Genomic DNA, 11,120 nt, shown 5'->3' with positions numbered 1-11,120 from the left:
GCGTTGCTGTGGTTCTCAGGATCCATGAGTGGATGCTTCCACCCACCACCGCCATCGCACCGGTGCCGGGAACCCGCCTGTGGACAGTCGATCCGCCACGGACCGGTGTGGAGGACAGGTGGTCAACCGCTCTCGCCGACGCGACCTCCTCGACCGACGGACCGACGGACCGACGGCGTGGCGAGACCCCGGGAAGGACTAGCGGTCAGGCGGTCTCCAGCTTGGCGTCGAGGGTGATGTTCTCGACGGCGGCCAGGGCCTTGCTGACCGGGCAGCCCACCTTCGCCTTCTCCGCACACTCCACGAAGGCGTCGTTGTCCAGGCCCTCGACCTCGCCACGGACGGTCAGCTTGATGCCGGTGATCTTGTTGCCGCCTGCCGGGTCCGGCCCGAACGCGACCTCCGCGGTGACGTCGAGGGCGATCGGCGTGCCGCCGGCGTCGGCGATGACCTTTGACAGCGCCATCGGGAAGCAGGCCGAGTGGGCCGCCGCGATGAGCTCCTCGGGACTGGTCGTGCCGTCCGCCGCCTCCGCGGTGCGCTTGGGCCAGGAGACGTCGAACGTCCCGACCTTCGAGGAGGTCAGCTCGACCTGTCCGGATCCGTCCATGAGTCCGCCGTTCCAGGCGGTGCGTGCAGTACGAGTAGACATGGGTCGAACGTAGCGCGTGGGTGCGAAGCCCGCGAGGGCCCTGCGTGCCGCCGGCCCACCCAAGCGCCACTGAGACGGCGTGCTCAGGCGAGCGTGACCACGCAGTCGGCCAGCACCGGTGAGCCGTCCCGGTCCCCACCCTCGATCGTCGCCGAGGCGACCACCTGGTCCTCCTCACGCCACCCGGCCACCCGGATCCTCTCGCCCGGGAAGACCACGCCCGCGAACCGGGCCGCGAAACCGGCGACGGCGGTGGCGTCACCGCCGAGCAGTCCGTCCGTCAGCTCGCGCAGCACGATCCCGTAGGAGCACAGCCCGTGCAGGATCGGCGCCGGGAACCCGGCCGCCTTGGCGAAGTCCGGATCGGCGTGCAGCGGGTTGCGGTCGCCGCAGAGCCGGTAGAGCAGCGCCTGCTGCGGCGTCACGGCGTACGACGACACGTGGTCCGGCCCGCGATCCGGCACCACGACGGGCTGGGCCGAGCCACGCTCGCCGCCCCAGCCGCCCTCACCCTTCACGAAGATCGAGGAGCGCACGCGCCACAGCTCCTCACCGGGGCCGTCGGGCTCGTCGGGGCCGGCCGTGGTGACGCCTTCCTGCCAGATGACGGCGGCCTTGCCCTTGTCCCAGATGTCGGTGAGCGTGGTGCGGATGGTCGCCGTGCCCGACGTGGGGATCGGACCCGAGACCGAGACCGACTGGGAGCCGTGCACGACCTGGGCCAGCGTGATCTCGCAGCCCGGCAGGTCGAGAGGCGGCGGATCCGTCTCGTGGAAGGTCGGGGCGACAACCCCGAACGACGGCAGTACCTGCAGGCTCGGGCCGTCCAGGGTGTAGCGCAGCGCAGCGGGGGAGAGGTTGTCGCCGTCGCGCGCGCCTGCGCCGATGCCGAGGTGGTAGAGCAGGACGTCGGACTCGGTCCAGCTGAACGTGCGCGAGCCCAGGTCGGCTCCGATCGCGATGGACGGGTCGATGGGCATCAGGCGGGTCCTTCTTCGGTGCTGCGGTCTCCTGACGGTTGCTGCGCAACCTCCTCGACCTTCGGGGTGGGGGTTCCCTCGACCTCCGCGGTGGCGATGGCCTCGGCGGCGAGGTAGCCGAACGTGAGGGCCGGGCCGATGGTCGCGCCGGGACCCGCGTAGGTGTGCCCCATGACAGCGGCGGAGGTGTTGCCGGCGGCGTACAGGCCGGGAATCACCGAGCCGTCGTGACGCAGCACCCGCGCTCGCTCGTCGGTGACCAGCCCGCCCTTCGTGCCGAGGTCGCCCGGCACGATCTTGACCGCGTAGAACGGCGCCCGGTCGATGCGGTGCAGCGACGGGTTCGGCTTGACGGCAGGGTCGGAGTAGTACTTGTCGTAGGCGGACTCGCCTCGGTGGAAGTCCTCGTCGACGCCCTTCTCCGCGAACGCGTTGAACCGCTCGACGGTCTCCTCGAGTGCCTCGGCCGGAACTTCGATCTGCTCGGCCAGCGCGCGGAGCGTCGCCGCCTTCCGGACCGTGCCGTTCTTGTACCAGCGCCCCGGGAAGGGCTGGCGAGGTGCGAGGCCGGCGAACAGGTACCGGTTGCGGTACCGCTGGTCGATGACCATCCAGCTCGGGACGTGACCGACGCCGGTCGCCTCGCCCTGGTAGATCGCGTGCGTCGCCTCGACGTAAGGGAGCGCCTCGTTCATGAACCGGCGCCCGGCCTGGTTGACGATGATCGACCCGGGCAGGTTGCGCTCCGCCAGGCAGAACCACGGCCCGCTCGGCAGCGGGATCGTCGGCCCCCACCACGCGTCGTCCATCAGCGCCACCTCGGCGCCGGCCGCGATGCCGGCGAGGATGCCGCCGCCGGTGTTGAACTCCGAGCCGGTGGTCCACTCGACCGAGGTCGGCTGCGGCTGGTACTTCTCCCGCATCTCCAGGTTGCGCTCGAAGCCGCCGCTGCCGAGGATCACCCCGCGACGCGCGCGTACGACGTGCTCGGCGCCGCCGCGCAGCACCCGGACGCCCACGACGCGGCCGTCCTCGATCACGAGGTCCTTCAGCTCGGTCTCGTACGACACGGGCACCCCGGCATCGATCAGGCCCTGGCGCAGCCCGATCGCGATCGCGTTGCCCATCGCGAACATCCGCCGCCCGAGGACGATCGAGACGATCCGCCGCAGCATCACCATCGCCATCGTGAGCGGCCCCTTGACCGTCCGCATGCCGAGGCTGATCCGCCGGAAGTCCCGCTGCGTCACGATCAGGTTGGCCGGCGCCTTCGTGTACTGGGGATGCAGCCGCTCCAGTTCCGCGCCCAGGAACCGCGCGTCGATCGGCACCGGCTCCACGCTCCGCCCCGCGGCCCGGCCTCCGGGCGCCTCGGGGTGGTAGTCGGCGTACTGGGGGACCCAGCGGAACCGGACCGGCGTGTTCTCGCGCAGGAACTCCATCACCTCGGGGCCACGCGCGAGGTAGGTCTGCCGGTTCACGTGGGGCGCGCTGTCGCCGACGATCGCGTCGAGGTAGGTCAGTGCCCGCTCGGTGTCCCCGGGGTCGACCTGACCCGCCTCGACCAGGGCGTAGTTGCCGGGGATCCAGACGCCGCCGCCACTGCGGGCCGTCGAGCCGCCGAAGTAGGCGCTCTTCTCGACCAGGATCGTCTCGAGGCCGCGGCGTCCTGCGGCCAGTGCCGCGCTCATGCCCGCGCCGCCGGCGCCGACCACCACGACGTCGACCTCGGCAGGCAGGCCGGCAGGCACAGGAGAACCCGTCATGGCGCCAAACTGTAACAGGTTCTAGTATTGCGCTCGTGACCACTCAGGACTCCATCTCGGCGGCCGTGGATCGGCTCGCGCAGGCCCAGGAGACTCGGGTGCCCTGCGCGGCGGTTCGCGACCTCATCGGCACCGACGACCTCCCCGCGGCGTACGCGGTCCAGCAGGGCCTGGTGCAGCGTCGACTCGTCGACGGGGTGACCGTCGTGGGTCGCAAGATCGGGGCGACCTCGGAGGCCGTCCAGCGGCAGCTGGGCGTCGACCAGCCGGACTTCGGGTACCTCCTGAGCGACATGGACGTCAGCGACCAGCATCCGATCTCGATGCGCACGCTGGTGCAGCCGCGGGTCGAGGCCGAGGTCGCCTTCGTGCTCGGCAGCGACATCGACCCGGCGACCGAGGACGAGATCACCCTGCAGCTCGTGCGCGAGGCCGTCGACGTCGCGTTGCCTGCCCTCGAGATCGTCGACTCGCGGATCGCCGACTGGGACATCGGGTTCACCGACACCGTCGCCGACAACGCCTCGAGCGGCCTGTACGTCGTCGGCCGCGAGGGTCGGAAGCTCGACCAGCTCGAGCCGAGGGACGTGACGATGTCGCTGACCATCAACGGCGCGGAGCGGTCCACCGGCACCGGCGCCGCCTGCCTGGGCGACCCGCTCGAGGCCCTGCGCTGGCTCGCCGTCCAGGCCCGTCGGTTCGGTGACCCGCTGCGGGCCGGCCACCTGATTCTGTCCGGGGCCCTGGGCCCGTTCGTGCCGTTCGCGGCGGGAGACCGCGTGGAGGCGTCGATCAGCGGCTTCGAGGCGCTGAGCGTCGAGTTCGAGGAGGGGTCCGAGGCTCGTCGCTAGCGCTCCTCGCCCCTTCAACCACCGAAAGGTATTTCCATGGACAAGCTGACCGCGGCCATCGTGGGCCCGGGCAACATCGGCACCGACCTGTTGTTCAAGCTGCTCCGGAGCGAGGTGATCGAGCCACGCTGGATGATCGGGGTGGACCCCTCCAGCGAGGGCCTGAAGATCGCCTCCGACAAGGGTCTGGAGGTCAGTCACGAGGGCGTGGACTGGCTGTTGAAGCAGGACGCGCTCCCGGACCTGCTGTTCGAGGCCACGTCCGCCTACGTGCACCGCGAGTACGCCCCGCGCTACGCCGATGCGGGCATCCGCGCGGTCGACCTGACCCCGGCCGCGGTCGGTCCCGCGGTGATCCCGCCGGTCAACGGCATGGAGCACGTCGCGGCGATGAACGTCAACATGATCACCTGCGGTGGTCAGGCCACGATCCCGATGGTCAACGCGGTCTCGCGGGTCACCCCGGTCTCCTACGCGGAGATCGTCGCGTCGGTCTCCAGCGTCAGCGCCGGTCCGGGCACTCGTGCGAACATCGACGAGTTCACCCGTACGACGGCAGCCGGTGTGGAGTCGATCGGCGGTGCCGAGCGGGGCAAGGCGATCATCGTCCTGAACCCGGCCGAGCCGCCGATGATCATGCGGGACACGATCTTCTGCGCGGTCGACGCCGACGCCGACACCGACGCCATCGCGGAGTCGATCCTCCAGATGGAGCGGGCCGTCCAGGGCTACGTGCCCGGCTACCGCCTGTTGCAGGACCCCCAGTTCGACGGTCCGTCCGATGCCACGCGGGGCATGCGGCGGGTCTCGATCTTCGTGGAGGTGGAGGGCGCCGGGGACTACCTGCCGCCGTACTCCGGGAACCTCGACATCATGACCGCCGCTGCCGCGCAGGTCGGCGAGAACATCGCCCGCTCGATCGTCGGCCGGAACTGAGAGCAGGGACTGAGATGACAGACCGCAACACCCTCCAGCGGACCTGGTCCGGCATCCACGGCGACGAGCCGTTCGGCAACCTCGACCTGCGGCTCACCGACACCTGCCTGCGAGACGGGTCGCACCACAAGCGGCACCAGTTCACCGCGACCGAGGTGCACGACATCGTCGAGGCGCTCGACGAGTCCGGGATCCCGGTCATCGAGGTCACCCACGGCGACGGGCTCGGGGGCAGCAGCTTCAACTACGGCTTCTCCCGCACGCCGGAGCAGGAGCTGATCAGGATCGCCGCGGAGACCGCGAAGCGGGCGAAGATCGCGTTCCTGATGCTCCCCGGCGTGGGCACCAAGGACGACATCCGTGCCGCGCAGGACAACGGCGGACAGATCTGCCGGATCGCCACCCACTGCACCGAGGCGGATGTGTCGATCCAGCACTTCGGGCTGGCCCGCGAGCTCGGGCTGGAGACCGTGGGGTTCTTGATGATGAGCCACACCCAGACGCCCGAGGTGCTGGCGAAGCAGGCGCGGATCATGGTCGACGCCGGCTGCCAGTGCGTCTACGTGGTGGACTCCGCGGGCGCGCTGATCATGGAGCAGACCGCCGACCGGGTCTCCGCGGTGGTCGCGGAGATCGGCGGCCAGGCCGACGTCGGCTTCCATGGCCACGAGAACCTCGGCCTGGGCGTGGCGAACACCGTCATCGCCGCTCGAGCCGGCGCCACCCAGATCGACGGGTCGGTCCGCCGGTTCGGTGCGGGCGCCGGCAACACGCCGCTGGAGGCGTTCGTCGGGGTCTGCGACAAGCTCGGCTGGACCACCGGCGTGGACTTCCTCAAGATCGTCGACGCCTCCGAGGACGTCATCAGGCCCGCCATGCCGGAGGAGTGCCAGCTGGACCGGATGACGCTGATGATGGGCTACGCCGGGGTGTACTCCTCCTTCCTCAAGCACGCCGGCAACGCCGCCGAGCGGTACGGCGTCTCCGGCGCGCAGATCCTCCTCGAGGCCGGCCGGCGCAACCTGATCGGCGGCCAGGAGGACCAGCTCATCGACATCGCGCTCGGCCTGGCCGGCTCGAGCGCGACCGCGGCATCGGAGCGGTCCGCAAGCTGACCCGGCGACCCGCCGTCCGGCGGAACTTCCCTGAAACTAGAACGTGTTCTAGTATTCCTCTAGATCAGTCCTCGTAGACCAGGAGCCCCGCATGAACCAGGACTTCAGCGCAGACGCCGCCGTCCGCAGTGTCATAGACGGCGTCCGCGACCTGCTCCCGACCATCCGGGAGCGGGCGGACGAGGCCGAGCGCCTCCGGGTGATCCCGGACGCCTCCGTCAAGGAGCTCGAGGAGAGCGGGTTCTTCCGCCTCCTCCAGCCGAAGCGGTATGGCGGCCTCGAGGCCGACCCGGTCGCGTTCTTCACCGCCGTCCGGGACATCGCCTCCGCCGACGGGTCCACCGGCTGGGTCTCCAGCGTCGTGGGTGTCCACCCCTGGCAGGTCGCGCTCTTCGCCGACGAGGCGCAGCAGGCCGTGTGGGGTGCGGACCAGAACGTGCGGCTCTCGTCGTCGTACTCCCCGACGGGCAAGGCGGTCCAGACCGACGGCGGCTTCCAGCTCTCCGGGAAGTGGAGCTTCTCCTCCGGCTGCGACCACTGCTCGTGGGTCCTGCTGGGCGGCCTCGTCTTCAACGCCGAGGGCCAGGTCGTCGACTTCCGGACCTTCATGATCCCGCGCGACCAGTACCAGATCGTCGATGTGTGGAACGTCGTCGGCCTGCGCGGCACCGGGTCCAACGACATCATCGTCGACGACGTCTTCGTCCCGGAGGCGTTCACCCTGTCGATGGGGGAGACGGGGATGTGCCGCGGCCCGGGCCAGGAGGTGAACACCAGCGAGCTCTACAAGCTGCCGTTCCACTCCATCTTCACCAGCACCATCGCGACGCCGATCATCGGCATGGCCAAGGGTGCCTACGCCGAGCACGTCGAGATGCAGCAGAAGCGAGTCCGTGCGGCCTACATCGGCGAGAAGGCGTCGCTGGACCCGTTCGCGGCCGTGCGGATCGCGCGCTCCTCCTCCGAGATCGACGCCGCCTGGGCGCTGCTGATGGGCAACATCCGCGAGGAGCAGGCGTACGTCGCCCGCGGTGAGCAGATCCCGCTCGAGCTGCGGCTCCGCGTACGCCGTGACCAGGTGCTCGGCAGCGTCCGCGCCATCGAGGCGATCGACTCGCTCTTCGAGGCCTCCGGCGGCCGTGCGCTCGCCGAGGGCACCTACCTCCAGCGGGCGTGGCGCGACGCCCACGCCGGCCGGGTGCACGCCGCCAACGACCCCGAGCGCGCGCTGCAGATGTACGGCGCCCAGCAGTTCGGGCACAAGATCGACCCCGGGATGTACTGAGCGTGAGTGACTTCTCCAAGGAGGCGACCCGCCGCACCGTCCAGGTGAAGACGGAGGCGGCTGGCGCGATCACGCTCACCTACTACGAGGCCGGGGCGCCGTCGGACTCGACTGTGGGGGCCGAGGGACGCCTCCCGCTGGTGATGCTCCACGGCGGCGGTCCCGGTGCGTCGTCCTGGTCCAACTTCGGTCCGGCCCTGCCCGGCTTCGCCGCGGAGTTCCACACCCTGCTGGTCGACCAGCCCGGTTTCGGCGGCTCCGACAAGCCGGCCGTGGTGGGCAACTACTACCGGTTCGCGGCGGACGCCGTCGTGGCCCTCCTGGACGAGCTGGGCATCGGGAAGGTCCACCTGCTCGGCAACAGTCTCGGCGGCGGTACCGCGATGCGGCTGGCTCTGACCCACCCGGACCGGGTCGGCCGACTGGTCCTGATGGGTCCGGGGGGCCTGTCGCTCAACCTGTTCCACGCCGACCCGACCGAGGGCGTCCAGCGTCTGATGGAGTTCGGAGCCGACCCGACCCGTGAGTCGCTGCGGGCGTTCATCTCCACCATGGTCGTGAACCAGGACCTGGTCACCGACGAGCTCGTCGAGGAGCGGTTCGCCGACGCCACGGCTCCAGGTGCCCAGGACGCGATGCGTTCCATGGGCATGTCGTTCTGGAACCCGGAGACGGCCGAGGACGGGATGCTCTGGCGCGAGGCACATCGGCTGCCGCACCACACGCTGCTGACGTGGGGGCGCGAGGACCGGGTGAACCCGCTCGACGGTGCCTTCGCCGCCCTCAAGCTGATCCCCAAGGCGCAACTGCACGTCTTCCCCCGGTGCGGCCACTGGGCGCAGATCGAGGCCGCCGACGAGTTCCGCCAGCTGACCGTGAACTTCCTCGCCCGGCACAAGGAGCGCTCGTCGTGATCGACATCAAGTCCATGGGCTACATCCGGGTCGCGAGCACCGACCTGGACTCCTGGAAGACCTTCGCCGGCAAGGTCCTCGGCCTGGCCGAGGGTCGCGGCCCGAACCCGGCCCATCAGTACTGGCGGATCGACGAGGTCTCCGCGCGGCTGGTCGTCTTCCCCTCCGACGTCGACCAGCTCGACTGCGCGGGCTGGGAGGTGGCCGACCACCAGGCCCTCCAGGCCGCCCGCGAGCACCTGCAGAAGGCCGGGGTCGAGTTCGAGGAGGGCACGAAGGAGGAGCTCGCCGAGCGTCGCGTGCAGGAGCTCGTCAGGTTCCGCGACCCGTGGGACAACGTCTTCGAGCTCTACCACGGGATCACCTACGAGTCCCGGCCCGTGGTGACGCCGTACGCCGCGACGTTCGTCACCGGCGACCAGGGGATGGGGCACATCGTGCTCCCCGTCCTCGACGACGTGGAGGCGCTGCGCTTCTACACCGAGGTGCTGGGCTTCCGCCTGCGTGACTCGATGAGCATGCCCGGCGAGTTCGTGGGCAAGGAGCCGGGCAGCAAGGTCTGGCTGCGGTTCCTCGGCGTGAACCCCCGCCACCACTCGCTGGCGTTCCTGCCGATGCCCAATCCGAGCAAGTGCGTGCACGTCATGCTCGAGGTCGACGAGCTCGATGACGTCGGACGCGCCCTGGAGAGGGTGCGCAAGCACGGCGCTCCGCTGTCGGCGACCCTCGGTCGCCACATGAACGACGAGATGATCTCCTTCTACGTGAGGTCCCCGGGTGGCTTCGACGTCGAGTTCGGCACCGACGGCATGACCGTCGAGGACAGCAAGTGGGTCGCCCGCGAGTCGACGGCCGTGTCCTACTGGGGACACGACTTCAGCGCCGGCCGCTGACCGCCGGACAGGACAGGATCGCTACCGTGGGTGCCGTGCCGGCAGAGAAGGAGCCACCTCGCAGGGACCAGGTCCCGGAGGGAGTGAGTCCGGACGCCCGGGAGACCTGGCCGCACCCGACGCTGATCGAGTCGTGGCTGGGCGACGCGGACGTGGACTTCGAGTTCCGCCCGGGCGAGGAAGTCGCGGTCCACGACGATCCCGCCGCCCAGGCCGCGGCGCGCCGGTTCCGCGACGTGCTCAGCTGCTTCGCCTCGGGCATCACGGTGATCACCACCATGAGCGGCAGCGAGCCGGTCGGCATGACCTGCCAGTCCTTCTCGAGCGTCTCCCTCGACCCGCCGCTGGTGATGTTCATCCCGGCACGGTCGTCGCGGGCGTGGCCGCTGATCCAGCGCTCGGGCCGATTCTGCGTCAACGTCCTGGCCGCCGACCAGGAGGACGTCTCCGCGCAGATGGCGACCAAGGGGACAGACAAGTTCGCCGGCATCTCGTGGCACCCGGCTCCCGCGACCGGCTCGCCGGTCATCGACGGCACGCTGGCGCACCTGGACTGCACGATCCACGCCGTCTACGAGGGCGGCGACCACTACGTGGTCATCGGCCGCGTCCAGCACTTGGAGACCCACGACGGCGTGACGGTTCCCGAGCCGCTGCTCTACTACAAGGGCCGGTACCGCACCACCGACGGCTGAGCACCACGTACGCTCTGACTGGTTGCGGCGGATGGACGGGGGTCAGTCATGGTGCGGAGTGCGGCGCGGCGGCTCGGGGCAGTGCTTCTCGGCTGCGCCCTGGTGGTGGGTCTGCTCCTCGTGGCTCCGGCGAACGGAAGGCCGACCCCGGACCGTCCCGCCCTCGCGGCTCCGACGGTCGCCACGGTGGCCTCGCCGGCAGACGTCGACGACGTCCTGGACTACTGGACTCCGGCCAGGAAGGCTGGGGCCGAGCCGATGGTGCTCGACGCCGACGGCAACCGGGTCGCGGCCCGGGCGGCCGCAGCGGGGCACGCCACTGCGCGCACGACGGCGACGGTGCCCCGCAGCGCGGGCAAGCTCTTCTTCACCACGCCCCAGGGTGACGCCGTGTGCTCCGCAGCCGCAGTCAACACCGCGCAGCGGGACGTGATCATCACCGCCGCCCACTGTGCCCACACCGGCCCCGGCTTCCTGCTGACGCCTCCGAGCTACTACACCAACTTCCTGTTCGTGCCGCGTTACAGCAACGGCAGCGCGCCGGACGGCCAGTGGGTCGGGATCCGGGCGATCACCCACCGTCAGTGGATCGAGGACGAGGACCTCGCCTACGACCAGGCGCTGATCGAGGTCGCCCCGCGTGGCGGTGCGAAGCTCGTCGACGTCGTCGGCGGCAACGGACTCGCCTGGAACTACCCCGCGCGAGAGTCCGACGTGTCGGTCTGGGGCTGGCCGGCCGAGGCGCCGTACACCGGCGAGACCGCGCACCGCTGCACCGGGTCGACCTCGTCCTTCTCGGGGACGGCGGACGCGAAGATCGCCTGTCCCATGACGGGCGGCGCGAGCGGCGGACCGTGGTTCCTGTCGATGATCGGCCCCCACGTCGGGTTCATCTGGGCGGTCACCTCGCGGCGCACCGTCACCGGCGAGAAGTACCTCATCGCCCGGCCCCTGACCAGCGCCATCCAGACGCTCCTCGCGGCCGCTGCCCGTGCGAGCGGCCCGGTCGCCGCCCGACCCGCGTCGGCGCGGG

General features: G+C 70.4%; 11 protein-coding genes. 8 read left to right on the top strand and 3 right to left on the bottom strand.

The features are described from left to right. Positions 1-205 precede the first annotated feature (205 nt). The 3 genes from E7Z54_RS11445 to kstD form a co-directional block, all read right to left on the bottom strand. The gene (locus E7Z54_RS11445) at positions 206-652 is read right to left on the bottom strand and encodes an OsmC family peroxiredoxin (protein WP_136433788.1); all 447 of its coding nucleotides are present in this window, start codon (positions 650-652) and stop codon (positions 206-208) included. Between the two features lie 83 nt (positions 653-735). Beyond that, positions 736-1,632 carry a MaoC/PaaZ C-terminal domain-containing protein gene (locus E7Z54_RS11440; protein ID WP_136433786.1) on the bottom strand — a complete coding sequence of 299 codons (897 nt, stop codon included), beginning with the start codon at positions 1,630-1,632 and terminating at the stop codon, positions 736-738. Further along, a complete protein-coding gene (gene kstD, locus E7Z54_RS11435; RefSeq protein WP_206056159.1) occupies positions 1,632-3,398 on the bottom strand; it encodes a 3-oxosteroid 1-dehydrogenase in 1,767 nt (588 codons plus the stop codon). Before kstD ends, E7Z54_RS11440 begins: the two co-directional genes overlap by 1 nt. A gap of 35 nt (positions 3,399-3,433) precedes the next feature. Between kstD and E7Z54_RS11430 the strand changes: the two genes are divergently transcribed. From E7Z54_RS11430 to E7Z54_RS11395, 8 genes are all read left to right on the top strand, one after another. Next, positions 3,434-4,249 carry a 2-keto-4-pentenoate hydratase gene (locus E7Z54_RS11430; RefSeq protein ID WP_136433784.1) on the top strand — a complete coding sequence of 272 codons (816 nt, stop codon included), beginning with the start codon at positions 3,434-3,436 and terminating at the stop codon, positions 4,247-4,249. 36 nt (positions 4,250-4,285) lie between these two features. Next, positions 4,286-5,185, top strand: a complete 900-nt coding sequence (locus E7Z54_RS11425; protein ID WP_136433782.1) for an acetaldehyde dehydrogenase (acetylating) — start codon at positions 4,286-4,288, stop codon at positions 5,183-5,185. A 14-nt stretch (positions 5,186-5,199) separates the two neighbouring features. After that, positions 5,200-6,300, top strand: a complete 1,101-nt coding sequence (dmpG, locus tag E7Z54_RS11420; RefSeq protein ID WP_136433781.1) for a 4-hydroxy-2-oxovalerate aldolase — start codon at positions 5,200-5,202, stop codon at positions 6,298-6,300. Between the two features lie 91 nt (positions 6,301-6,391). Continuing rightward, positions 6,392-7,585 carry a 3-hydroxy-9,10-secoandrosta-1,3,5(10)-triene-9,17-dione monooxygenase oxygenase subunit gene (gene hsaA / locus E7Z54_RS11415; RefSeq protein WP_136433779.1) on the top strand — a complete coding sequence of 398 codons (1,194 nt, stop codon included), beginning with the start codon at positions 6,392-6,394 and terminating at the stop codon, positions 7,583-7,585. A gap of 2 nt (positions 7,586-7,587) precedes the next feature. Beyond that, entirely contained in the window at positions 7,588-8,499 is a 912-nt protein-coding gene (hsaD, locus tag E7Z54_RS11410; protein ID WP_136433777.1) for a 4,5:9,10-diseco-3-hydroxy-5,9,17-trioxoandrosta-1(10),2-diene-4-oate hydrolase, read from the top strand. Continuing rightward, positions 8,496-9,392, top strand: coding sequence for an iron-dependent extradiol dioxygenase HsaC (gene hsaC / locus E7Z54_RS11405; protein WP_240769638.1), 897 nt, complete (start codon positions 8,496-8,498; stop codon positions 9,390-9,392). Before hsaD ends, hsaC begins: the two co-directional genes overlap by 4 nt. 35 nt (positions 9,393-9,427) lie before the next feature. After that, on the top strand, positions 9,428-10,087 hold the full coding sequence (locus E7Z54_RS11400; protein ID WP_240769637.1) for a flavin reductase family protein: 660 nt from the start codon (positions 9,428-9,430) through the stop codon (positions 10,085-10,087). 48 nt (positions 10,088-10,135) lie between these two features. Then, a partial coding sequence (locus tag E7Z54_RS11395; RefSeq protein WP_206056158.1) for a trypsin-like serine peptidase occupies positions 10,136-11,120 on the top strand: 985 nt, incomplete at its 3' end.

The sequence above is a fragment of the Nocardioides sp. genome, from assembly GCF_004803405.1.
Taxonomy (GTDB): domain Bacteria; phylum Actinomycetota; class Actinomycetes; order Propionibacteriales; family Nocardioidaceae; genus Nocardioides; species Nocardioides vastitatis.
Note: the sequence above shows the minus strand (reverse complement) of the source record. Positions and strands in the feature narration are given on the sequence as shown.

Excerpts from the sequence above, each read along its gene's own strand:
- E7Z54_RS11445 (WP_136433788.1), bottom strand. The coding sequence starts at position 652 with ATGTCTACTCGTACTGCACGCACCGCCTGGAACGGCGGACTCATGGAC.
- E7Z54_RS11440 (WP_136433786.1), bottom strand. The coding sequence starts at position 1,632 with ATGCCCATCGACCCGTCCATCGCGATCGGAGCCGACCTGGGCTCGCGC.
- kstD (WP_206056159.1), bottom strand. The coding sequence starts at position 3,398 with ATGACGGGTTCTCCTGTGCCTGCCGGCCTGCCTGCCGAGGTCGACGTC.
- E7Z54_RS11425 (WP_136433782.1), top strand. The coding sequence starts at position 4,286 with ATGGACAAGCTGACCGCGGCCATCGTGGGCCCGGGCAACATCGGCACC.
- dmpG (WP_136433781.1), top strand. The coding sequence starts at position 5,200 with ATGACAGACCGCAACACCCTCCAGCGGACCTGGTCCGGCATCCACGGC.
- hsaA (WP_136433779.1), top strand. The coding sequence starts at position 6,392 with ATGAACCAGGACTTCAGCGCAGACGCCGCCGTCCGCAGTGTCATAGAC.